Source organism: Neobacillus drentensis (genome assembly GCF_036965645.1).
Classification (GTDB): Bacteria; Bacillota; Bacilli; order Bacillales; family Cytobacillaceae; genus Neobacillus; species Neobacillus drentensis_D.
Map to the genome: position 1 here is coordinate 1 of NZ_JBALPZ010000111.1, position 24,966 is coordinate 24,966.

The following is a 24,966-nucleotide window of genomic DNA, read 5'->3' on the forward strand; positions in this document are numbered from 1 at the left end:
CTCCAACACCTTCTACCGTTTCTCTTAGTGGCATACGATATTCGATTTCATCAGATAGCAATTCGAGCCATTCTCTATATTTTCGGTGATCTAAAAAATATGCCTCCTTATGAAGAAAACGAGTAATATCTAATTCCACCTCAGGAGAGATTCTCATTTGAACGTTAGTACCCATTTACACTCCCTCCTTAACAAAGAGATCCTTTGAAATCAACTCAAGCCATTCTTCGTGCATTTTTCTAGAGATTGCATCAAGATAGCAGGTTGGATAGGCAGTTCCGGGACCAGGAAAATTTTCATCCGGTTCAATCCGGTTCATTCCCATTAAATAGTTGCTGACGTTGTTATAGCTTAATTCTTTATCCCGCATCATCAATCCGCTGCTTACTTCGACAATTCGTGCCCATGTTTCCGTATCATCCTGCTCAAGTGTTCCCGTCGGACCAAATGATCCTAAATAACCTTTATAAGCTGCTTCCTTATATTCCTTCGGAGCCGCTTTATCAATAAAGAACCAGCACCATACCTCTACTTTATCAGGTCCCATCGGTCTCCATAGCCGGAAATTCAAATAATTGTGCAAATGTCCTTCTGTCCCATGTATCGGACTGACAAAGGAAAGATTTGGATACACGCCGCCAACAAACACCGTCACTCTTGAGAGAATGTCATATTGTTCCGGAGTTACGTTTTTCTTAAACATCGGCCACATCGATTCAGGAGTTCCCTGAAATGGCACTCTAGCTTGCCCTGTTTTAGATGTGATCACATTAATTCCATGTGCATGATCCATGACTACCTGGTGTCCGTAACCCGCATAAAGCGGGTCTTCTGGACTTATTCCCATTTCAACGGTAGAACGATGAGTTGTTTGGACATGGTAGGGGTCAGCAGCAAAATTTTCCGCGGTTGCCTTCCAATTCGCTTTTGCTACCCAGCGCTGTGGCAGCCCAATGACTTCCATTCCACCATCACTTCTGCCCATCATCATATCTAAATACCACTTCATATCACCTAGGTAGTCTTCCAGACTTTCCGCATTTGGATCAAGGTTTCCAAATATCATCCCCTGGTAAATGCCAATCTGCGGGACTTTACGTAGGCCCCATTCGGATTTATCCATTTCTTCACCGTACACTTTATTACCTGCAACGATGCCGATTAAATCCCCATCAAGATTAAAGCTCCAGCCATGATAAGGACAGGTGAAAGACTTTTTGTTTCCTCTGTCAGCTGTGCAAAGCTGTGTTCCGCGATGTGTACAAGAATTTAGATAGGCGTTAATTTCACCATTGCGATTTTTCACGAGAAGAATAGGATCATTTACCATCCACCTTGTTACATAACTGCCTGGCTCTTTCAACTCCGATTCATGTCCTAGAAATTGCCATGTATGTCCGTATATTTTTTCAATTTCCAGTTCATAAAGATCCGGATCTGTGATGACCCACTGGGGCAGTAGTCCTTGCTCCATTTTTTCTTTTAATAGTTGGAACGCTTTTTCATCCAATGTTTTTCTAAACAATTGCATTTATTTTATCCTCCATTATTTATTTTTCAACAGTTAAGCTCATTTGCGTGGAAACTCCTCGGTTGACGCATAAAACAAGGATACAGCTTGCTGCAAGGAGAACACCATCCAGCAACAGCGGCGCTCCCCAGCTTCCTGTAATGTCACGAAGAACACCTGAGACAACCGGAGAAAGAACAGCCCCAATCTCTGAAATAAAATTAAACATTCCAAAAGCTGCACCGCGATTATTTTCAGGGGCAATCTCAGCATTCAAAGCATGCGACACTGGCTGAAGAGCAAAGAAGAATAACCCGGATACAAACAAAATAATGGACATGATAACAGGATTGTTATGACCCGTCATTACATAAGCAGCAAATATAAAGATAGATACGGTCAGTAATGCTGTCATAATGGCCAGAACATTACGCCTGCCATTTTCCGTTCCAGCTACCATATCGGAAATCTTTCCTCCAATTGGGAAGCCAACAATTCCAGCAATACCATTGAAGGAAGCAACTAGTGCTGCTGCAACGAGTGCCCCGCCGCCAAAATCCTTCACAATAGATACGGACCAATAACCATACAGCCACAAGTGCCAAATAACCGGAATAAAGGAAACGTAAAGGAAAATTAAGTTTTTATTCGCTAAAACAGGACGAATTTCAGATTTTCGCGTTTTATATAGGAAAACAATAAAGAGCGGACAAAGACAGACTAAAATAAATGCAATGGAAATATCGGATAACCCCAATTTTAATGCAGCAAAGTAAATGCCCATTATGATAATCACGAAAACAGCTGCATACTTCACCATTAACAGAAAGGCACTTCCGTACACTTCTTTGACTGCCGGAGATTCTGGGTTCATTTTCTGAACAGATCCAGATAAAGGTTTCATATATTTATAAATTAGGAGTGAAGCGATTAAAGTAATAACACCAAGTATGATAAAAGGAGAGCGCCATGCCTCTTTACCCATCACTGGTTCCATCGCGTTGAGAAGGAGCGGGACACCAAGAGTCGCGACAGTTAGTCCAACCGAAAGTCCGGTAATAACAACGCCCATTCCAAGTCCGACTTTTTCCTTTGGAGAATGATAGACAATATAGGAGCGGTCATTGGAATAAAAGACCCCTTCTCCCAATCCCAATAACACACGTAAAAGAACAAAGAGGATTAAGCCCGTGATAAACCCAGTGAATAGGGTCGTAATCCCTGCCCATACAATACTTAAAACCACAACGGTCCGGTGTCCAAATTTATCCCCAATGGAACCACCAGGATATTGGTTCATCATAAAACCGGCAAAGAATAAACTGCCGATTAATCCTCCTAATCCATGTGGATTTGGTACATTTGACAGGAACGACACTTTATTGTCAATCATCCATGTAATGACAGGTCCGGTTGCTGTCCGGTCAATATAGGAAACAAACCATCCTAAAAACAACATTGCCCAAATAGTGTGATAGCGTTGCCAGCCCTTTTTCTTCATCCATTCTCCTCCTCAATTTATATTTCAATTTTTTAATTTTTGTTGTGCCAAATTTAGAGTGACTCGGACACATTAGTTCAGCACTTAGAGTTGCTGTTGAGACACATTCTGAAGCCGTACATCTAACACAGCCGATCTACCGCTTTTGACAATCTCGATTGCCTTGACAATCCTGTCCATCAGTTCCTCTGGTCTTTCAATAATTTGAGCATAAGCTCCGCCAGCGGCTTCGGCTACTTTCGATAAATCCGCCACTGGGTCAAAATTCACCCAAAATTGATCGGTTTGACTGGCAATTCCATTTGGATGTACACCCAATGTTGACATCCTTGGCGCCCCCCAGCCATGATTGTTATAAATCACCGTTAAGAATGGAACGCTATATTTCCTTGAGATCCAGTGGACTGGTGTCGGGTTACTGAAAATATAAGTCCCGTCCCCTGTAAGATTGACAATCATTTTCTCCGGAGCTGCCAGCTTTGCACCAATGGCGGCACCACCGTGCCAACCAAGTGAGCTTGCCCCACTTCCAAATAACGTTCCAGGCGTATTCCGTGGAAGGTGTTTGGAAACAACATCATAATTCGTAATGGACTCTGTCATCACAATCGTATTTTCATCAATCGCCTCGCGAATACAGGCTGTTAAAAATTGGGGTGTAATGATGGCCGGGTTCTGTAAATTCTCATTCTCTTTCCATTCCTTTCTTTGTTTCGAATGGATCGTAGCAATGTTGAGGTAGCGGTTAGATATTTTTTCTTGTTTTATATCCTTAACACTGTCGATATAGGAATTTAACTGCTGAAGAGCCACAAATGAATCCGCTTTAAAAAAGCTTTCAGACGGAATGTACCAAAGTGGTGTTTTCTCTTTTAATGGATCTACATCAATATAAGAAATAGCGCATCCTTCAGCCGGCTTATTGACTAATGGAATCCAAGGAATGTCACTATCAATGACCAGAATAAAATCAGCTTGACTTAGTACTTCATTTTGAACAGGAGCATTCCACTGATAGCCTACATGCATCGAATGGTCAGCTGGAAAATTCACATAATTTGGTACGGACTCCAATACAGGAATCGCTAACTTCTCGCTAAGCTTGACCAACTCCGAAACCGCGTCCGGATTTCGGCCAAGGTAGGAAGTGACAATTAAAGGATATTCGGCTTTAATCAGATTCTCGGCAAGTTTTGCTACATCGTCTGGTGCAATCGCACACGAAGAAAGTGGTTTCCAGCCCCGATGATCAATTGCTGGAGGGTCAATTTCTGCTTCCAACACCTCACGGGCTGCCATTAAATAGACGGGTCCCTTTGGATCACTCTCTGCTATTTGCAGCGCCCGCTGAACCAACTGCTTTACATTTTTCCCTGTTCGGATTTCATTGTCATATTTCACATATTCCCTAACAATTCCTCGCTGGTCAAACACATCCTGGAGCCAGTGAATATGTTCATTCCGGCTTCCTAGTAGTTCTCCATCCTGCGTATATGGTGAAGCCCCGGCAAGTATAAATACAGGTACTCTTCCTCTAGCGGCATTATGTATTGCCCCACCCATGTTTTGGGTTCCACATTCAACATGAACAAAAACAGCCTGGGTTTTTCCACTGACCTGTGCAAATCCATGTGCAGCACTTAAGGCAACCATTTCATGCGGGCAAATGATCACTTGCGGGAATTCTTTGTTCTCCAATTGAGCCTGCGCCCAACTCTCTATAATAGCCGGATGATCACTTCCTAAGTTTGCGAAAATGAAAGAAACGCCGGATTCTTGAAGCGCCTCCATTAAAGCGGTGGAAGTTGTGTACTTGAAATTTTTAGCCTCAACTTCAACTAATGCCATAGAAGTTTTTTCACTAGACATACTCACATCTCCTGTCCTTCGGTTTAAATTCTTAATAACTATTGGGAATATTTAGACTTTTAAAACTTTAATGCCATTATATTTGTAAACCCTTTCATTGTTCAATATAATATTTTTAATGATTATCATAGTTATAAACTATTAAAAAGGTTGTGAAGCTAGTGGAGTTTCGTCTATTAGAATATTTTGTAACCGTTTCTCAGGAATTACATTTTACAAAAGCCGCAGAAAAATTAGGAATCAGCCAGCCCACATTAAGTCAGCAAATCCGGCTGTTGGAAGCCCAGCTAGGTACCCCCCTGTTCAGCCGGGCCGGGAAAAAAGTACGTTTGACCTATGCCGGAAACATTCTATTGGATCATTGCTCGAGAATCTTTTTTGAATTGGAACAAGCAAGTACAAAAATCAAGGACGTAAGGGGAATTTTAAGAGGGAAATTGTCGATTGGATGTTCAGGGGGACATTTACTCACATCTCCAGTCTTATCCTTTCATGAACAATATCCCGGCATCGAGCTTTCGATCATTGATTTGAGAACGAAAGAGACCTTTCATAGGCTTTTAGAGAACCAATTAGACTTGGGAGTAACATTTTTAATGGAAGAAGACAATCGGCTCGAAACGATTCCACTTTTTGAAGAGGAATTTTATTTAGTCGTTTCCCATCGTCACGAACTTGCAGAGATCGACTCTATTAAGCTAAAAGAATTGCAAACCTATCCGCTGACCCTGCTGCCCCATCAATTTACCATGCGTCACTTTTTTGAGGAGGAGGGTCAAAAGGCAGGCTTCACCATCCAACCCAGAATTGAGTTTTCGACGGTAGAGGCACTGCTTCAACTTGTAAAAAAGGACCATGACTTAGCCACCATTCTTCCAAAGTCCTATCTTTCTACCATTCACGATTATAAGATTAGGCAGGTACGGATCACGGACCGTGACTTCCGAAAAATGATCGGGATCGTTTATAAAAAAGATTTATTTATAGACAACACGATGAATGCATTTATTAAGCAATTGATTAAAACATACAAAAAAGTATAGACGAACGGTCCATTGATTCCTAATTTGCTAGACTGGAATTAATTTTTTTATCCAAGTTGCATATATAGCAACAATTGAGTTTACTTCCCAAAATATCGTTGCTAGAATTCGCACTATTCAGTTAAATATTTTAATATTATAACTGTACATAGCTACGTTCTACTTTTTTGAAAGCGCTACAAATTCAACTTATTGATGGGAGGAGTTTTTTCATGCAAGCAGTTGGGGTGTTAAATCAGAGTTTTATCAACGGGAAATGGACTGAGGGCCAAAGTGAAAGAACCTATGATATTTTGAACCCATATGATGATTCAGTCATTACGTCCGTTCGCTTAGCATCAAAAGAACAGTTGGATGAAGCATTTCAAATTGCCCAAGAAGCACAGAAGCAATGGGCAAAGTCAACCGTTGAAGAAAGAAGAGCCGTTCTCCATAAAGCAATGGATTATTTAAACAGGAATCGGGAAGAGATTGTCAGAACGATTGGTCTTGAGACAGGAGGTACTGTGTTAAAAGCTAATATCGAATTCCATCTAACCATTGAAATTTTAGAGGAGTCGATAAAATTTGCTGATGAAATCGGTAAAGTGCGAGAAGTTCCAGGTGCGGTAAATGCCAAATTAAATCATATACACCGTCTGCCATTGGGCGTGATTGCTTCCATTTCTCCTTTTAATTTTCCAATGAATTTATCAATGAGGACAATCGCCCCGGCCATTGCCCTTGGAAATAGTGTTGTCCACAAGCCTGATATCCAAGTTGCCCTCTCCGGCGGTACGATCATTGCAAAAGCGTTTGAATACGCTGGTTTACCTAAAGGTGTATTAAATGTGATCTTAACGGATATTAACGAAATCGGTGATGAAATGTTGTCAAACCCGATTTCGAAACTCATCAGTTTTACTGGTTCTACTGCGGTTGGGCGCCATATCGGAGCCATAGCCGGCCAGAATTTAAAGCGGGTTGCACTTGAACTTGGCGGAAACAGCCCATTTATTGTTCTTTCTGACGCAGACATTGACCAAACCGTCAAGGCCGCTATTTTTGGGAAATTTGTCCACCAGGGCCAAATTTGCATGATAATCAACCGGATCATCGTTCACAAAAACAAATATGACGAGTTTGTCGCCAAATTTGTAGAACGGGCCAAACAGCTTCCTTATGGCGATCCAAGTGATCCAAACACCGTCATCGGGCCATTAGTGAATAAGCAACAGTTAGCAAAAGCACTGCGGTATATTGAAGAAGCGAAAAAACAAGGAGTAACTGTCGCCTTGGAAGGACAACAGATTGGCAATATCCTTACACCCTATGTTTTTACAGATGTTCAAAATTCAAGTAAGTTGGCGCAAACCGAGCTTTTTGCTCCGATTGTTACCATTATCAAAGCGGAAACAGATGAAGAAGCCATTGCCTTCGCTAACGATACAGAGTACGGCTTAAGTTCTGCCATTTTTACAAACGACTTAAAAAATGGGGAAAATCTTGCATTACAAATTGATAGCGGAATGACCCATATCAACGACCAAACGGTGAATGATGCACCGAATATTCCATTTGGGGGAAATAAAGCGAGCGGATTAGGCCGGTTTGGAAATCCATGGGTGGTAGAAGAATTCACCGTTACAAAATGGATTTCCATTCAAACAAAAAATCGCCAGTATCCATTTTGATCATAATATGACTCACTCTGATTATCATTCAAGGATACTCCAATTGTGTTAAACAATTGGAGTCTATTTCGTTGATTCAGTTAAAAGCTCGAATGATTAAAAATAAGTGTATCTCTCCGGGAAACATTTTATGATTCTCCAACCAATCACGGATACCATTTTTTGGTTCACTCCCATTCCAGCTAATCAGATTAATTTCTCTCATCCATCCTTTTACGGATTCTTACTTCATCCAATTAATTAGCTTTCATCGATGGACGAATCTTTGTGTTATGAATATTTTACGGCATTTATTGACAAAACAATATAAGAAATCTAATTCCCATGAAGGAGTGTGGAACCTTTATGCCGCATTGGCACCCGCGCCGCACGCAAATCGAGCAAGGGATGTTGTCTAAAGAATTTTCTATAAATCCCCTATTCGCTCGTAAAGGAGAAGAGGCCGTTCCCCGTTTTCGTATGCGCGATCAAGGCATGTTACCTGAAACCGCGCATCAAATTGTCCAGGATGAAATTGCACTTGATGGGAATGCCCGTCTTAATCTTGCAACATTCGTAACCACCTGGATGGAGCCATCAGCAGAAAGTTTATATGCTAAATCAGTCGACAAGAACATGATTGATAAGGACGAATACCCGCAGACTGCAGCGATAGAGGAACGCTGTGTTCGAATTTTAGCAGATCTCTGGAATTCGCCCGACCCTCACAACACGATAGGCGTTTCGACAACAGGATCGTCGGAAGCGTGTATGCTCGGGGGCCTTGCATTAAAGCGGCGCTGGCAAAACGCACGAAAAAAACAAGGGAAGCCAATTGACCGGCCAAATATCGTATTTAGTTCTGCCGTTCAGGTCGTTTGGGAAAAATTCGCCAACTATTGGGAAGTTGAACCGCGATATGTGAACATTAGCCCAGATCATCCTTATTTGGATCCCGAAGGAGTACTTGCTGCCGTAGACGAAAATACGATCGGTGTGGTTCCGATATTTGGGGAGACCTATACCGGTCTTTACGAACCGGTCGCCGCAATTGCGAAAGCCTTGGACGAGCATCAGGCCAAAACGGGTCTCGATATTCCGATACATGTAGACGCTGCTTCAGGAGGATTTATAGCACCGTTCCTTCAACCAGACTTAGTCTGGGATTTTCGGTTGCAAAGGGTGAAGTCCATCAATGTTTCCGGCCATAAATATGGATTAGTTTATCCGGGGCTTGGATGGATCATTTGGCGTGAGACCGAAGATCTTCCTGAGGAACTCATCTTTCGAGTATCCTATTTAGGCGGGAACATGCCGACGTTTGCCCTGAATTTCTCTCGACCAGGTGCACAAGTACTCCTACAATACTATAACTTTCTGCGGCTAGGCAAAGAAGGATACTATGAGGTGCAAAAGACTTCTCAGACAGTGGCGCATTTCCTCAGTAAAGAGATTCTTGAAATGGGACCTTTTGAACTACTGACAGATGGCTCAGATATTCCGGTATTTGCATGGCGATTGAAAGAAGGACATACATCAAACTGGAATCTTTATGACTTGTCTCGACAATTGCGCATATTTGGCTGGCAAGTGCCTGCTTATCCTTTACCTCCAAACATGGAAGAAGTAACCATTATGCGTATTGTGGTTCGAAATGGATTTTCCATGGACTTAGCTCAATTATTCATGATGAACCTCAAACAGGCTGTCTCCTATCTTGATTCCTTGGATGGGCCAATACCACATGACACAAAATACGACAATGGATTTCATCATTGATGGGCAATTTTAAAATAGAAATACCCAAAAAACGCCTTCAAATCTGAAATTCGAAGGCGTTTTTTGATATTTTAAAAATCAATATCGATAACTTCTTCAATCGTCCCTGTCACTTGATCACTTTTAAGTAATTGCCCTTCTTTCAAATCGTTCACTTTTTTAGCGTGTTCCATAACAGGCTTTGTGTTATTTGAATGAGCAGGATCAACAGGACGATAAGTAAGTTCCTTTTTAAGTTGGTTAATCTCACTTAATAGCTCGCTGCGAAAAGACTTTAACAATGCTTGAAATTGATCTTTATCTAATTTTTGCTCACCGAGCTTCGTTATAAAATCCCTTATCTCGTTAGCTGGGAGGGACCCCATCCCAATAGGATCAGCTGTGGAACCAGAGGCAAATTCTTGTTTAAGTAAATTGATCTTACCTAAGAACTCTTCACGAAGTGAATCTATTAAGGTTATTGTCTCTTCTTTTTTTAATTTATCCAAATCCTGAACAACAAGATTCGTTATATAATCCTCCAACTCATTTGCCTGTGCTTTTTGCTCAAGAAATGAATACACCTTTGGAGAGATTTTCGAACTATTCAAAGTCAACCCTACACGTTCGTTTTTACTTCCTGATTCCATATTCGTTAAACTGGACACATCCCTTTGGCGAGTTGCAGGAGTTAAAAAAAAGTTTGATAGAGCGTAAAATGGTGCAAACATCTGTGCGGTTAGATCTGAATAGATAGTGTGTAATCCGAATGCGGACTTATCATCAAGAAGATGTTCTTTGTTGCTCATACGTTCTTCTCCCCTCTTATGCGGAAACTACGTTTGTTTCATGCCTGCTTAAAATTTCTAGACCAAATAAATTTAACTTTCTTGCATCAGGCAGGAATAGATGATTTTGCTCTCTAATTTCGACGCCATACCTCGTATCAATCGATTCTTCGATGAATTGTTTAAGGATTCCGGCGATTCCGCCTATATAAACATATTTATAGACCTTATCCTTAGGTGATGGGAAGGTGTTTTCAATTTTTGTTAGTAAAATTTGCGTATACTCTCTTAATGACTCATGGATTTGCTCTGTAAGATCCACTTTTTTACCACTATTTCCATCCCGCTGCTCCATTTTTGTTTTCTCGATTGTTTTGATTATGAATTCTTCAAGTGAGCGAACATCATCAAAGTACTCGAGTAACTTTTCATTTCTCAATTTTTCGATGTGTTTTAAATACGAAATGTCAGTGAAACAGTTCAATGAATCCCTGCTCTTAGGAGCATGAAGTCCTGCTTGAAGCAAGGCAAGATCAACGGTCCCACCCCCTAAATCGACAATGAGGTTTTCAACGTTATTAAATGAATTTGCTTCCTCACGATCCTGCAAATCAAAATCTTTTTTAATGGCCCAGCGAGCAACTTCACTTTCAATCCGGCATTTACTAGTTTCGACATGAATCGTTACAACTTTTTCTAATCCTGGAGTTAAAATCGCTACTTGGTGCTCCCCTTCAAATCTGCTGGCCATTTTATGTTGCATATCACTGAACTTGTTAGTTTTCTTAAGTAACCAAATGGGAAGCATGGTTGAAAAATAATTAATGTTAACTTGGTTATCTTCTTTGCTGTTTCCTTTTAATACATTGTAATAGGCAACTGACGCCAGGAACATCACATAGGGAATCTCAGATTCTGTTTTATCATGAAGCTTGTTGATATGAATGTTTCCTAACACCTGTTTTTCTGCTGAATCGCCCACTAGATAATATTTCTCTACACCGTCAATTGTAGTTGAAATGAGCATATTTTGAAGAAGGAATTGGGGATCATTAAAAGTAGACGGAAAGTGGCCGTCTGCTTTTTCCTTCGTTAATTCTACTACATTGGTAGGAATCTCAAAATAATATCCATCCACAAGGGTTTGAAAGATAGAATTACCAAAATCGACATTCTGACGTTTTATATCCATTATTTCTCCTCTTTTCATGCTTTTTCCTGATTATAAGTATATATTCTTCTCTTCTATTTGTCTAAATTTGTTAATGATTTTTTAGATTCTGATAATTCCCATTTTAAGAAAAAACTTTATTCCATGCCATAGATGCCTGACTAGATAGTTCAAACATATTGGGACAACTCTCCTATTTTTTTGCCCGTTCTTGTCCAAAGGCGACCCATGTTCGGACAGCTCTTTGATTTTTCACCCTGCCTTGTCCGAAGATGACTCAGATTCGGACAGCTCTTTGATGTTTTTGCCTGCTCTTTTCCGAAGGTGACCCGAGTTCGGTCAGCTCTCTTATTTTTTTGGCCCTCTGCTGTCCGAAGATGACGTCAATGGTGGATCTGGTCCATTTCCTTCTCAGCCAAAAAAAAGGACTATCAGAAAGATAGTCAAAGTTAGTAGATAGGATATGGGGGGAGAGTAGCTACTTACTTTATACCCACCCTTTACTAAGTTAAACTTTTATTTACTTAATCTGGAATCTTCTACATTAAAAATAAAATATCAGTAAAAAAGTAATAGAAGCGGAAAAACACCGCATCTATGTTCATGGACCCAACATAAAAAAACCTCTACCCATAGGGATAGAAGTTTCTTCTGAAAAACCATCTAAATAAACTTAGGTATATAGTTCGAAGTGAAACGAATTACATATTTCTATAAAGACTACTTCTCTTCAAAAGAACACTCCTGCAGTGGAACGACCTTCGTTTTATGAACAATCTTATACCCAATCCATAGTGCCAAAAAAATAGGTAACCCAATATAGGAAACAGCTACTCCATACCAATCAATCTCACCATTTAAAAAGGCTTGATAATTTTGGCCTAAAATCACAATTATACACATCATAAAAGCGAGAATCGGACCGAGGGGAAACCATTTCGCTGTAAATTGTAGTTCATTCAAGTCCCTGCCCTGGGCTGTGAAAGCTTTCCTAAAACGGTAGTGGCTGACAGCAATTCCAAGCCAGGCGATAAATCCGGTTAAACCTGAAGCATTTAATAACCAAGTATATACTTGGTCACCAAAAATCGATGTTAAAAAGGCGAAGCCTCCTATAATCGTCGTTAAGACAAGCGCATTCATTGGGATCCCACGAGTATTTAATTTTTGTAAAAATTTTGGCGCCTGTCCGTCTTTTGCCATCGACCAAAGCATACGTGTTGAAGCATATAGACCGGAATTCCCCGCGGATAAAACCGATGTCAATATGACTGCATTCATTACCGATGCTGCAAATGCAATGCCCACTTGCTTAAAAACAAGGGTAAACGGGCTGACCGCAATGGTGTCAACGTCCCCGCCTAAAAGATTGGGGCTTGTATAAGGAATAATAAGGCCAATCACTGCAATGGCAACGATATAGAATAGGAGAATACGCCAAAATACTTGTCGAATCGCCTTTGGAACGTTTTTCTGAGGATCTTCACTTTCTCCTGCAGCAATCCCCACGAGTTCGGTTCCTTGGAAGGAAAAACCGGCAATGAAAAAAATCCCTAAAATTGACATTACGCCCCCATGGATCGGAGCATCACCTATTGTAAAGTTTTTAAATCCAATAAAATGTCCGCCCAGTATACCGAAAATCGTCAACAGACCTACACCAATAAAGACAATTATTGTCACTACTTTTATCAAGGAAAACCAATACTCGGATTCTCCGTAACTTTTAACCGACAAAGCATTCAATAAAAAGATGACCCCTAAAAACAGTACACTCCAAACGATGCTGGGTACATCCGGAAACCAAAACTTCATGATAATAGCAGATGCAACAATTTCAACTGCAAGTGTCACAGCCCAATTGAACCAGTAATTCCACCCGAGCGCAAACCCAAACGCCGGGTCGACAAAACGGCTCGCATACGTTGCAAAGGAGCCCGAAACAGGCATTAAGGTCGCCATTTCTCCAAGACTAGTCATTAAAAAGTAGACCATGATGCCGATTGCTCCATATGCGATTAGCGCCCCGCCAGGTCCAGCAGTTTGGATCGACGCCCCAGTCGCTAAAAATAATCCTGTACCGATTGAACCGCCAATGGCAATCATTGTCATGTGACGTGCCTTTAAGTTTCGTTTTATGTGCGGTTTCTCCTCTTTAACATTCTGATATTTCTGATTATTACGGTCGTGATTATGGCTTTTGATTGCTTCCATGTCCTATCTCCCTTCACTTTTGAACTCAAAATCTTGCATGATTTACAGGACCATTTATCCCAGCTAAGTTTCGATAGGGATAAATGGTCCATAGATTCAATTCTTCTTTTTATTAAAAAACGGGAGACAGCCCACTATTTATTTTGAAAAATCAAAGTAGTTTCGCTTCAATAAGCGTGGAACAGCCATGAGTGTGTCATACGTCATAACTTTTTCGAGCATAGAGTTATCAATTAAATAGAGTTGATCCTCAATTTCTTTCACAGTACTATCAGTTTGATAGTTCATTCCGCATTCCAAGCATTGAATGGTTGGTGTGTTGTGAATTTCGATTACTTTCGTTCCATCAGGAAGCTCCCAATACACGGTGTTACTAGTTTTGCTTGTTAAGTCAGATTCGCACCATTGACAAACCAACATTATTCCTCCTCTGCTCCGACCGTTACATACTTAGTCATTTGCGCCTGGAACTTTTTCTCTTTTAACTCATCCCGCTTTTCACGTTTATCCTTTAAAGAACTATGTTCAGGATTTTCCTTATACGTTTTCCTGCGGTCCAGCCGCTTTAATCCTTCAGGTGTTAGGTTAAATTTTGTATCGTCAATAATGGACAGCACCCCATTACTTTCAAACTTTTCAAATACTTCAGGATAAACGGTTTTGTAATAATCCTCCGCACTTCCTGGCAGGTAGTTTTGCGGTTCAGGATAAGAGGTGATGACACCTTCAAAGTTACGTAAAACCACCTTATTTGCACTTTGAGAAATAATATAATTCGGCTGCAATGGAATTTTACCGCCTCCACCCGGTGCATCTACAATAAACGTTGGAACGGCATAACCAGATGTATGACCGCGAAGGCCTTCCATGATTTCCAAACCTTTGCTGATCGGCGCACGGAAATGGCCGATGCCTTCTGATAAATCACATTGGTAGATATAGTACGGACGAACGCGGATTTTCACAAGATCATGCATTAGTTGTTTCATGATTGGTACACTGTCGTTAATACCTGCTAAAATAACCGCCTGGTTACCAAGAGGTACCCCAGCATTGGCCAGCATTTCACAAGCACGTTTCGATTCTTCGGTAATTTCAATCGACGTATTAAAATGTGTATTCAACCAAACTGGATGGTACTTTTTCAAGATATTGCAAAGATTTTCTGTAATGCGCTGAGGGAACACGACTGGTGCTCTTGTACCGATCCGAATAATTTCCACATGGGGAATCTCCCGTAAATTCTTTAAGATATATTCTAAAATATTGTCATTAATCAGGAGTCCGTCTCCTCCGGAAATTAGCACATCGCGAATTTGCGGATTGCGTGCAATATAATTAATCGCTGTATCCAATTGTTTCTTTGGCACGCCCATACCGATTTGTCCAGAGAATCGTCTTCTTGTACAGTAACGGCAGTACATCGAGCATTGGTTGGTTACTAGGAACAACACGCGATCCGGATAACGATGGGTTAACCCAGGTACCGGAGAATCTTCATCCTCGTGAAGAGGATCTTCTAAATCATATCTTGTTTTATGAAGTTCCTCAGAAATCGGAACAGACTGCATACGGACCGGGCATCTTGGATCATCCTGATCCATAAGAGAGGCATAATACGGTGTGATGTTTAACGGGATGGTTTTCGTTGAGATTTTTACCCCTTCTTCTTCCTCTGGTGTTAAGTTAACTACTTTCTTTAAGTCTTCTAAATTTTTGATGGTATTCGTCAGCTGCCACACCCAATCGTTCCACTGCTCATCTGTTACATCCTTCCATAGCTCGATCTCTTTCCAATGTCTTTTCGGTGTGAATAAAGTATTTCTCATCCTTAGCCCCTCCATAAATAACATATTTTTATAGATACGTTCGCCCTGCTCATTACTTAATTAAGAAATGAGGTACTCCATATAATAGCGATTTTCTCCTTCGCCAAATTCATCTAATCTCGTCTCTTTTATGGCAAATCCTACTTTTTCATATAACTTCACTGCTGCCTCATTTTTAACATTGACCGTTAGGCAAACCTTGCGAAATCCATCCTGTTTCAAAATGGGATAAATCTCCTGTAAAAATAATTTTCCGATTCCTTTCCCCTGCTGGTCGGAGCGGACATAAAATCCAAAAATATAAGCTTTATGGATATCCTTGAAATCTCTCATCAGTTCGCAAACTGCAATCGGCCTTGGGTCATCTGTTTGCCAATATTGAATCAGTTTACCGTAGCGTGTCAGCGGAATAAGCGTCTGTTCATCTACTGCTCCAAAGCCAGGAAAGGCATCTTTTTCAAGCTCCATCATCATAGTTAGCTGTTCCGGATTCAATGAAGCTGGTACTTCAACAAAATAGGACTTATTTAATGTCTCCACGTTTCTTTCCTCCTCTGTTCGACTTCAAATTGGATTTCATCAAGCGGCCAGATTGGCCTTGGAATATGACGATACGTAAAAGTGGTTAAACGATTGGAAGCAACCCCCAGTGCATCTACATAAATAATCGGACCAACAATCGATTCAAAGGCAGCGCGGAAATGATTTTTTGCTTTTAAACCAAGTATTCGCTTTGCCTGTGGCTCAAGGCCAATATGACGAAACATTTCCGGATCATTTGCTGACATCGGCCTTCCAATAAGGAGTATATCTATATTTCCGACTCTAATATGAGCTGCACCTTTTAAATCTACTTTTAAATGTTGATTGAAGGGACCTGAATTGTAAAATATGCCGTCTGATAAGGCAAAAACTGTAGCTTCAACCAGAACAGGTACCCCAAATTCCGGCGATATTTTCCCCCCAAGAGACAATGACACCTTGTTTCCGACTCCTGACTTGCGGCAAGCTTCAATAGATTCGGGATCATAGAGTCCTCCGAACAGCGTATCAGGAGTATTTTTGTGAACCATTTCCCGAAGCAGCTCGGTTGTATCCCCGCTGCCGCCGCTTAAAGGATTATCTGAGATATCAGCCAGCACAATCGGCTTGTCATCTGCTAACGAGATTGCCCGATTCATTCCTTCTCTAACATCTGGCAGATCCATGATAAATTCTTCTCTTACACTCCAAAACAAGGAAGCTAGCTTTTTAGCAGTCTCTTCCCCTTTTTGCGGATAGAGTGAAACAACCAGTACACTTGCCCCGGCCATGGGGATATCGGAATAAGGAAACCCCCCAAAGACGGAAACATTATAAATATCATCATCTTCTTCGGCTTGTTTGGCCCACTCTATCATTTTGCTCATCGGCCCCTCTGCCGTTCTCATATTAATTGAAGGAGGAATCATCGGTAATTTTTCAAACGCAGCATAAAACGAAATACCTTCATTTAATTGCATTAATAAGGCGATAGCCGCCTGAACGCCTTGTTCATACATGTCAATATGCGGATAGGTTTTGAATCCAAAGTGAAGCGGTGTGTAATCAATCATTTTTGCACTCAAATTAGCGTGCATGTCCAGGGTTGTGGCAATCGGAACATGTAGCCCGATCACCTCACGGATTTTTCCCAGCAAATGCTCTTCCGGATCAAAAAGGTCCTCCACCACCATAGCTCCATGTAATGCCAGTAATAACCCATCCAGCCTGCCAGCCTTCCGAATCGATTCCAGCATTTGTTTTTCGATGATTGAGTAAGCAGTAGTTGAAACCACTCCAGCAGGAATCGCAGCCGCACAAAGGAGCGGTATGATTTCAACATCCTCTTGCTTTTTCAACACATCAAGAAACCCGCCAACTTCGGTTTTTGTTCCTGTATAGGCATCATAAATTTCATCGCCGATAAAGTAACCTTCATTACGAAAATGTTCAATCTCGGTTTTCAATGGGCTAAAACTGTGGGATTCATGGTAAAAGAAAGCGATACCAATTCTATGTTTTCTCATATTCTCCCCCCTTGTAAAGACATGGTTGTTGATCAATAGTTGGTATAGATCGACTTCCACTCTGTCATTACATCGAATGCATGATGGGAAACTTCACGGTGACCGTTTCCGGACATTTTCATCCCGCCAAAGGCAACACCCATTTCAGCATTGGACGTTCCATTATTAATATAGACAAGTCCGCTGACCGCTTCCCTTGCTGCACGGTTCGCATAATGCAGGCTCTCCGTATAAATAGAAGTCGATAACCCATAAACCGTCCCGTTATTGACCGCCATGGCTTCCTCATACGAGTCCACTTCCATAATGGCGAGTACAGGACCAAAAATTTCTTCCTGTGCAATGGTACCATTAGGTTTTACATTCTCAATGATGGTCGGATGATAATAGTAACCGCCCAATTCTTTCACCCGCTGACCACCCGACACAATTTTTCCATCTTCTTTAATCGCTGTACTTACATATTTCTCCACTAGTTGAAGCTGATCTTCATTTACTAATGGGCCCACTTGGATTCCCTCTTCAAGTCCATTCCCTATTTTCATAGACTTTGTTAATTCAACAACCTTTTGAACGAGCGGTTCTTTCACTGCCCGCTCGACGATTACACGGCTTGCCGCCGTACAGCGTTGACCGGTTGTCGTAAAGGCTGATTTTACAATTCCGTCTGCCGCCTTTTCCAGATCCGCATCCTTTAGGACAATAACGGCATTTTTTCCGCCTAATTCTAATGAAATTCGTTTTAACGTTTTACTGCTCTTTTCAGCCAGCTGTTGTCCTACTTCTGTTGAACCTGTAAACGAAATGACTTTCACATCCGGATGATCAGCTAGTCTTCGACCCACTATACTGCCGGATCCAGTAATTAGGTTTACTACCCCTGAAGGCAATCCCGTTTCTGCTAAGATTTCCACGAAAATCTTTGCTGATAATGCCACCTCTGAAGCTGGCTTCCATACGACGGTGTTACCGGCAATCAAGGCCGAAAAGATCTTATAGGAAGCAAGTGCAACCGGGAAGTTCCAAGGTGTGATGCACGCTGCCACACCGAGAGGTTCACGAACCATTCTTACGTTCCGGTCGTTAAATCCTGCAGGCACCGTTTCCCCAAAAAGGCGCCGCCCCTCGCCTGCCATATATTGAGCAGTCGCGATAACCACTCCCACTTCGGCCAAAGATTCTGTTACAACCTTACCCATCTCCATCGTCATGACGCGGGCCAGTTCTTCTTTCCGTGCTTCAAAAAGTTGACTGGCTTTGTTTAAATACGATGCCCGGTCCGGAATAGGGGTGTTCTTCCATTTTGAATAGGCCTCGTCTGCCGCTGCTACTGCTTCATCCACTTGCTCCGTTGTGGCTGCTGCACATAGGCCGACGAGTTCCCCTGTTGCCGGATTTATACTCTCAAAATAGGACTGTTCGGGAGATTTTACCCATTCACCATTAATATAAAGATCACCCTGAAGAATATCTGTTTTAATTTGGCTGGACATAACCTTTGCCTCCTTTTTACGGTCTTTTGAAACAAAATCAGTTTCCTAAAAGGGTTTCTGTCATGACATTTTCTAAAGTCGTTAAACCATTATGGAGCACATCCTCCTCTATATTAAGAGGCAGCATTAATCGGATCGTTTGTCCGCTTACTCCACAGTTCATAATAAGTAAGCCATGTTCTAATGCTTTTGATTTGATTCGCGGTACGTACAATGGTGCGGATTCTAAATCGAATTCAATCCCGATCATCATACCGACTCCTCTTACATCGATAATGCCCGGTAAATGTCCGAGTGTGTCTTGAAGGCGGCTGACAATCTCCGCACCCAGTTTGGCACTGCGCTCTACCAACTTCTCTTCCTCAATCACCTCAATATTGGCCAAAGCCGCCGCACATGAAACGGGGTTTCCTCCAAATGTCGAACCATGACCTGCCGTCGGCCATTTTTCATGAAGCTCACGGCTCGCTACAATTGCTCCAAGAGGCATACCACCAGAAAGGGCTTTAGCCAGTACTAAAATATCTGGAGTCACATTCGCATGCTCTGCGGCAAACATTTTACCTGTACGGCCGAATCCTGTTTGAACTTCATCAAAAATCAGTAAAATACCGTGTTCCTCTGTAATCTTTCTTAACGCCTGTAAAAAGCTTGATGGTGCCGGATAATAGCCTCCTTCACCCATGACAGGTTCAATGACGATAGCCGCGACACGCGAAGGATCGACTCGTAATTCGAATAATTTTTGAAGCTGATTCAAGCAATATTCTTCGGCATCTTCCTTTTTAATGTTTTTCAGCTGGCTTGGATAAGGATATGGGGCATGGTACACCTCGCCTAAAATCGGTTCATAATAACGACGGTATTTTGAGCTTGATGCTGTAATCGCTGTTGCTCCTAAGGTACGGCCGTGAAATGATCCTTCAAACGCAATGATCGCGGGTCTGCCTGTGGCTGCTTTTGCCAGTTTAAGTGCACCGTCAATCGCTTCCGCTCCCGAATTTGAGAAAAAGACAGTGTCGAGATTTCCTGGTGTAATTTGAGCTAGCTTTTCCGCCAAATTCGCTGCCGTTTCATAGTAACCATAGTTCAATCCAAGATGGATCAAGGCTTCCGCTTGCTTTTTAATGGCTTCCACCATTTTCATGTTGGTATGCCCGACGGCATTGACGGCGACTCCTGAAACGAAATCAATATATTCCTTGCCATCTGTCGTCCAAAATTTGGCGCCATGTGCTTTTTCAATGACTAACTCTGTGACCCTTGTCATGACCGGTGAAAGATGCTTTTTTGCTTTTTCTTGAATTTCTTCTGTTTTATTTCGTAGTTTCATATATCTCGCCCTTTCTTTCTAGATTCCTGAATATTGTCAATGATTCGTCTAATATTCTCACAATCTCATCTATTTCTTTTTTTGTTGCATTTAAAGGAGGGCTGACGATGAGGTGTTCCCCCTTTGTGCCATCAATCGAGCCGGAACCGGGATAAAAAACGGCACCGAGTTCCATTGCAATTCCATTTAATCGTTCGGCCGCTTTTTCATCAGGATCAAACAGCAAATCAAGCGCCCGATCCCTTACAAGCTCGATCCCGATTAAAAGACCTCTGCCACGAACATCAGCTATATAAGTATGTTTTTGCTTTAATTCTAAAAGACGGTTGAAAAGGCAGTCACCTTGTTTAATGACGTTATCTAGTACCCCTTCCCGCTTGTATAAGTCCAATGCGGCAAGTCCGGCTGCAACGGCTACTGGGTGCCCGCTATAGGTGTAACCGTGAATAAATTTTCCATCACTATTTTGGATAAGAGCTTCGACTAGCCGTTCATGGACAATCATTCCCGCCAGCGGAGCATATCCTGCTGATACACCTTTTCCAAAAGTGATAATATCGGGCGTAATATCAATCTGTTCTGTTGCGAAATTGGTTCCAGTACGGCCAAATCCCGTCATCACTTCATCCATAATGAGGACGATTTCGTAACGATCACACATCTCCCGGACTTTTTCAAAATATCCTGGCGGCGGCGGTACTGCACCTTGCTGGCTTCCGACAATCGGTTCCGCAATAAATGCGGACACGTTCTCAGGTCCAAGTTCCAAAATGGTCCTCTCAAGATCGGTAACACATGTCCAGTTTTGGTTGGATAGACAATCATCATGCTTGCGATCATATGGACATCGGTGGCAGTACGGTGAATAGACATGGGCATAGTTTAATAGATTAGGAGTGTAGGCATGCCTTCTTTTCACGTCCCCTCCTGCTGATAAGGAACCGATCGTGTTACCGTGATACGATTGCCACCGCCCAATTACTATATGTTTTTGGGATCTGCCGGCATCCCGATGATATTGTCTTGCCAGCTTCATCGCACTTTCATTTGCTTCGGAACCTCCGGTTGTGAAATACACTTTATTTAATTGGTCGGGAGCCATTTTTCCGATTGTTTCAGCCAATTGATGCAATGCTTTCGTCTCAAAACGCAACGTATGGACGAAAGCCGCTTTTTTGGCTTGATCTGCCATTGCCTCCCCAATCGATGGAATCCCATGGCCCAAGTTGGCTGCAACCGCTCCTGAACAAGCATCCAAATATTCTTTTCCGTTTTCATCTATTAGGTAAGACCCTGCACCGTGAGTAATGATCGGGTACTCCTTATTTAAATCTCGATGAAACACGTAATCTTTTTCTATTCGCTCCATCTCTCCACCACCATAGCCATTCCTAATCCTCCAGCGACACAAAGCGTCGCCAGGCCAAATTGCCGTTTTTGTTTTTCAAGCTCGTGACATAATGTAGTGACAATTCTAGCGCCGGTACAGCCTAGCGGGTGGCCTAAGGCAATCGCCCCACCATTTACATTCACGTTGTCACCTTTAATGCCCCATTCTCTTAGACACGCAAGACTTTGCGCTGCGAATGCTTCATTTAATTCAATTAAATCGATATCTTCCAAACGAAGGCCTGCTTTCATCAAGGCGGTTTGGGTTGCAGGCACAGGGCCGATTCCCATTTCTTTTGGCGAAACGCCCGCAGAAGCAAAGGAACGAATGCTTGCGAGTGGGATCACTCCAAGCTGTCTCGCCTTTTCTTCTGACATCAACAATAGGATTGAGGCTCCATCATTTCTCCCAGAGGAGTTTCCGGCAGTTATCGTACCTTCTTTTTGAAAAACGGGATTTAGTGTTCCTAACTTTTCAAGGTCCGTCAATCTTGGGTATTCATCTATGGCAAAGTGTCTGATTCCTTTTTTCCCTTCCTTTACCGGGACAGGAACAATTTCTTCTTCGAAACGACCCATTTCAATCGCCTGTTTGGCTTTCTTCTGGCTTCCATACGCAAATTCATCCTGTTCACGACGGCTTATGTTATATTTTTCAGCGAGCCATTCAGCGGTCTGCCCCATTGTAAATCGGCCGTATAACCCCTCTGGCTGTGATTTTGGCTGACTCTCCGTATTCGAATCATACAAAGTCATCTCTCCTATATTGGGGCCGAATCGTGTACCGATCGTATAGTGAGGAGCTTGCGACATACTTTCAACCCCTCCGGCTAAAACAACCTCCGCTTGGCCAGTTAAAATCGACATTGCCCCATTTACAACTGCCTGCATACCGGAACCGCACTGACGATGCACGGTATAAGCTGGAATCGATTCAGGAAAATGGGCAAGTAGGGCTGCCACCCTGGCAATATTAGGAGCATGGGCACTCTGCTTTGTTTGGCCTACGATTACTTCATCGACAATGTTCGCGCTGTAACCGGCAGCTGATAAATTATTTTTCATGATGAGGGCTGCCAGCTCTTCTGGAGGTGTTTTCTCCAGTGATCCGCCGAAGCTGCCAATAGCCGTGCGAAAGGCATTTACGATTACAACCACTACACAATCACCTCATTACCTATAGTAAAAGACTCGGAAAAATGGAACGGTGCGTCCGTTTTCTGTTGTACTTCCTCTAGGGAAACTCCAGGTGCCAGCTCGATTAAATGAAGTCCATCTTCCTTAACAGAGAAAACAGCCAGATCCGTAATAATTAAATCGACCTTTCGTTCCGAAGTGAGCGGATAGGTTAATTTATGGACGATTTTTGAATCTCCCTCCGTATTCGTATGCATCGTTGTGACAATTACCCTTTTGGAGCCTTCTAATAAATCCATTGCCCCGCCTACTCCGAGGACACTTTTTCCTGGAACGGCCCAATTGGCGATCCTCCCAAGGGCATCTATTTCGAGCACACCAAGAATTGAAACACTTACATGTCCTCCGCGAATCATGGCAAAAGAGGAAGCGCTATCAAAAAAGGAGGAACCCTCTAATACAGTGACAGGCCGTTTCCCTGCATTGACAAGATTTTGGTCAGTTTGCTCCGGATTTGGTGATGGGCCAACTCCGAGTATGCCGTTTTCCGAATGTAAATAGACATTTATATCTAAAGGGATAAAATCAGCCACCAGCGTTGGAATCCCGATCCCTAAATTGACGATATCGCCATTCTTTAATTCCCTTGCTGCTCTTGCAGCAATGTATTGTTTTGCATTCAAGCTAGTTCCCCTCCTTTACAACGATATAATCCACGTATAAATGCGGGGTCACAATTTCTTCAGGGGAAAGCTGGCCTGCTTCCACTAACTCATCCACCTCAGCAATCACAACATCTGCAGCTGTTGCCATCATTGGATTAAAGTTTCTTGCCGATTTGTTGTAAATGAGATTTCCTAATCGGTCCGCGCTTTTTGCTTTAATAAAAGCAAAATCAGCTTTAATGGGCTCTTGGAACACATATTTTTTACCGTTAAGCGTACGCTCTTCTTTGTTTTCAGCAATTTTCGTCCCCACGCTGACGGGTGTATAAAACCCTCCAATGCCAGCGCCCCCGGCTCGAATGGCTTCAGACATCGTCCCCTGTGGTAGAAGCTCCACATCCAATTCTTTATCCTGATAAGCTTTAACAACTTCCGGGTTGGACGTAAAATAAGAACCTATCGCTTTTTTCACTTTTTTTTGCCGGACTAATACTCCAAGACCTTTTCCGGGTTCTCCGAGGTTATTACTAATAATCTCTAAGTCCTTGACTTCGGTTTTAGCTAATGCCGCTATTAATTCTAGCGGACTTCCCACAAGGCCAAATCCACCTACCATAATCCGTGAGCCACTTTTAACTTTTTTTACTGCTTCTTTGCAGGTAATCAGCTTGCTCATGTTTTCCCCTGCCTTTCCATGACGAGTGTGTGTGTGCTAACAGTTCGGAAATATAAAAAACCGAGCAAAACATAAATCCTTTATAAAGAATGCCATGTGAATGACAATTCCCTACAAAGTGTTCATGTCTGCCCGGTTTTAATAAGACCATGGGAAGAGGTTATCTTCCCACTTTATTATAACCAAACGTTATGTATTCTTTTGCTTCACGTTATCCCAGTATCGTTGAACTGCAGCCTGAAGGGCCACAATGATCGCTTGCTGGGATGGAGCAAAATAAAAGCTTTGAATTCTTTGAATCAGAGGCTCCACACCATCTTGAAGGCGGTAGCCTATCAGCAGTTTTTGAAAATGATTTTTCGTTAATTCTGTAACGAAAGTAAATTCGGCGTTGATAATTTTATGTTCTTTCTGATCCACTTCGAGTACAATTCCAGCATGCTTATACATTTCATACATGGAAGTTCCCTGTGGAGCTTTTGCGTATCCTGTAACAATCACCGTTTCCAGTGTTTGCATGCCTCCAAACCTCCTTTTAAAACTAACTGATCATTTTCTAATCATGAGTATACGGGTCAGCCAAACCAATGTCAATGGTAAAATTCAAAATTTTCAAAATTGTTAAAGCGCTTTCAAATGAACGTGATTATTTTTGTAAGATAGGATTTATTAGCTAATCAACCTTGGAATACTAAAAAAACTACTTACCAACCACGTTCCTGCATACGTGCTTCCGGTGCTAATGGAGAAATTTCGATTCCCTTCATTCGGGTCCCAAGGTCCTTGGAAAGCTCAGCGTTCTACGTTCTTTACCTGTTTTCATTTGACTCCTCCTAATTAGTGTATATATTCTATAAAGTTATAAAAATAGTGATGGAATTTTCACAGTT

Annotated in this window: 21 protein-coding genes and 1 pseudogene; 3 read left to right on the forward strand and 19 right to left on the reverse strand. The window is 42.1% G+C overall.

The annotated features are described in order from the left end of the window. The 4 genes from V7266_RS19685 to V7266_RS19700 all read right to left on the reverse strand — a co-directional run. Nucleotides 1-175, reverse strand: a 175-nt coding sequence (locus V7266_RS19685) for an aromatic-ring-hydroxylating dioxygenase subunit beta (RefSeq protein ID WP_335470238.1), incomplete at its 3' end; no start/stop codon positions are given. Then, nucleotides 176-1,525, reverse strand: a complete 1,350-nt coding sequence (locus V7266_RS19690; protein ID WP_420491462.1) for an aromatic ring-hydroxylating oxygenase subunit alpha — start codon at nt 1,523-1,525, stop codon at nt 176-178. 25 nt (nt 1,526-1,550) lie between these two features. After that, the gene (locus V7266_RS19695) at nt 1,551-3,011 is read right to left on the reverse strand and encodes an MFS transporter (protein ID WP_335470184.1); all 1,461 of its coding nucleotides are present in this window, start codon (nt 3,009-3,011) and stop codon (nt 1,551-1,553) included. 84 nt (nt 3,012-3,095) lie between these two features. Further along, on the reverse strand, nt 3,096-4,880 hold the full coding sequence (locus V7266_RS19700; RefSeq protein WP_335470185.1) for a thiamine pyrophosphate-requiring protein: 1,785 nt from the start codon (nt 4,878-4,880) through the stop codon (nt 3,096-3,098). 161 nt (nt 4,881-5,041) lie between these two features. Between V7266_RS19700 and V7266_RS19705 the strand changes: the two genes are divergently transcribed. From V7266_RS19705 to V7266_RS19715, 3 genes are all read left to right on the forward strand, one after another. Next, on the forward strand, nt 5,042-5,923 hold the full coding sequence (locus V7266_RS19705) for a LysR family transcriptional regulator (protein ID WP_335470186.1): 882 nt from the start codon (nt 5,042-5,044) through the stop codon (nt 5,921-5,923). Nucleotides 5,924-6,135: 212 nt separating this feature from the next. Continuing rightward, nucleotides 6,136-7,596, forward strand: a complete 1,461-nt coding sequence (locus V7266_RS19710; RefSeq protein ID WP_335470187.1) for an aldehyde dehydrogenase family protein — start codon at nt 6,136-6,138, stop codon at nt 7,594-7,596. 345 nt (nt 7,597-7,941) lie between these two features. After that, nucleotides 7,942-9,354 carry a glutamate decarboxylase gene (locus tag V7266_RS19715; RefSeq protein ID WP_335470189.1) on the forward strand — a complete coding sequence of 471 codons (1,413 nt, stop codon included), beginning with the start codon at nt 7,942-7,944 and terminating at the stop codon, nt 9,352-9,354. A gap of 71 nt (nt 9,355-9,425) precedes the next feature. Here V7266_RS19715 and V7266_RS19720 read toward each other — a convergent pair whose 3' ends face one another. From V7266_RS19720 to V7266_RS19790, 15 genes and pseudogenes are all read right to left on the reverse strand, one after another. Further along, nucleotides 9,426-10,142, reverse strand: coding sequence for a hypothetical protein (locus tag V7266_RS19720; RefSeq protein ID WP_335470191.1), 717 nt, complete (start codon nt 10,140-10,142; stop codon nt 9,426-9,428). Nucleotides 10,143-10,158: 16 nt separating this feature from the next. Further along, entirely contained in the window at nt 10,159-11,313 is a 1,155-nt protein-coding gene (locus V7266_RS19725; RefSeq protein WP_335470193.1) for a ParM/StbA family protein, read from the reverse strand. A gap of 699 nt (nt 11,314-12,012) precedes the next feature. Then, nucleotides 12,013-13,506 carry an amino acid permease gene (locus V7266_RS19730; RefSeq protein WP_335470194.1) on the reverse strand — a complete coding sequence of 498 codons (1,494 nt, stop codon included), beginning with the start codon at nt 13,504-13,506 and terminating at the stop codon, nt 12,013-12,015. 138 nt (nt 13,507-13,644) lie between these two features. Further along, nucleotides 13,645-13,923: a YokU family protein gene (locus V7266_RS19735; protein WP_335470195.1), complete on the reverse strand. Its 279-nt coding sequence runs from the start codon at nt 13,921-13,923 to the stop codon at nt 13,645-13,647. 2 nt (nt 13,924-13,925) lie between these two features. Further along, a complete protein-coding gene (gene ablA / locus V7266_RS19740; protein ID WP_335470197.1) occupies nt 13,926-15,335 on the reverse strand; it encodes a lysine 2,3-aminomutase in 1,410 nt (469 codons plus the stop codon). Nucleotides 15,336-15,395: 60 nt separating this feature from the next. Beyond that, nucleotides 15,396-15,875: a GNAT family N-acetyltransferase gene (locus V7266_RS19745; RefSeq protein WP_335470199.1), complete on the reverse strand. Its 480-nt coding sequence runs from the start codon at nt 15,873-15,875 to the stop codon at nt 15,396-15,398. Next, nucleotides 15,863-17,383 carry a M81 family metallopeptidase gene (locus V7266_RS19750; protein ID WP_335470201.1) on the reverse strand — a complete coding sequence of 507 codons (1,521 nt, stop codon included), beginning with the start codon at nt 17,381-17,383 and terminating at the stop codon, nt 15,863-15,865. The genes V7266_RS19745 and V7266_RS19750 overlap by 13 nt, the downstream gene beginning before the upstream one ends. A gap of 32 nt (nt 17,384-17,415) precedes the next feature. After that, on the reverse strand, nt 17,416-18,876 hold the full coding sequence (locus tag V7266_RS19755; RefSeq protein ID WP_335470203.1) for an aldehyde dehydrogenase family protein: 1,461 nt from the start codon (nt 18,874-18,876) through the stop codon (nt 17,416-17,418). Nucleotides 18,877-18,913: 37 nt separating this feature from the next. Then, nucleotides 18,914-20,209 carry an aspartate aminotransferase family protein gene (locus V7266_RS19760; RefSeq protein ID WP_335470204.1) on the reverse strand — a complete coding sequence of 432 codons (1,296 nt, stop codon included), beginning with the start codon at nt 20,207-20,209 and terminating at the stop codon, nt 18,914-18,916. After that, complete coding sequence (locus V7266_RS19765; protein WP_335470205.1) at nt 20,193-21,578, reverse strand: aminotransferase family protein; 1,386 nt, start codon at nt 21,576-21,578, stop codon at nt 20,193-20,195. The genes V7266_RS19760 and V7266_RS19765 overlap by 17 nt, the downstream gene beginning before the upstream one ends. Next, nucleotides 21,566-22,756, reverse strand: coding sequence for a thiolase family protein (locus tag V7266_RS19770; protein ID WP_335470207.1), 1,191 nt, complete (start codon nt 22,754-22,756; stop codon nt 21,566-21,568). Before V7266_RS19770 ends, V7266_RS19765 begins: the two co-directional genes overlap by 13 nt. Beyond that, the gene (locus V7266_RS19775; RefSeq protein ID WP_335470208.1) at nt 22,756-23,418 is read right to left on the reverse strand and encodes a 3-oxoacid CoA-transferase subunit B; all 663 of its coding nucleotides are present in this window, start codon (nt 23,416-23,418) and stop codon (nt 22,756-22,758) included. Before V7266_RS19775 ends, V7266_RS19770 begins: the two co-directional genes overlap by 1 nt. Nucleotide 23,419: 1 nt before the next feature. Next, nucleotides 23,420-24,076 carry a CoA transferase subunit A gene (locus tag V7266_RS19780; protein ID WP_335470210.1) on the reverse strand — a complete coding sequence of 219 codons (657 nt, stop codon included), beginning with the start codon at nt 24,074-24,076 and terminating at the stop codon, nt 23,420-23,422. Between the two features lie 189 nt (nt 24,077-24,265). Further along, nucleotides 24,266-24,595 (reverse strand): DUF3870 domain-containing protein, encoded by a 330-nt coding sequence (locus V7266_RS19785; protein ID WP_335470212.1) that lies wholly within the window; start codon nt 24,593-24,595, stop codon nt 24,266-24,268. Nucleotides 24,596-24,780: 185 nt separating this feature from the next. Beyond that, a pseudogene (locus V7266_RS19790) lies at nt 24,781-24,873 on the reverse strand (pyridoxal 5'-phosphate synthase lyase subunit PdxS); the annotation flags it as partial. Nucleotides 24,874-24,966: the final 93 nt, after the last annotated feature.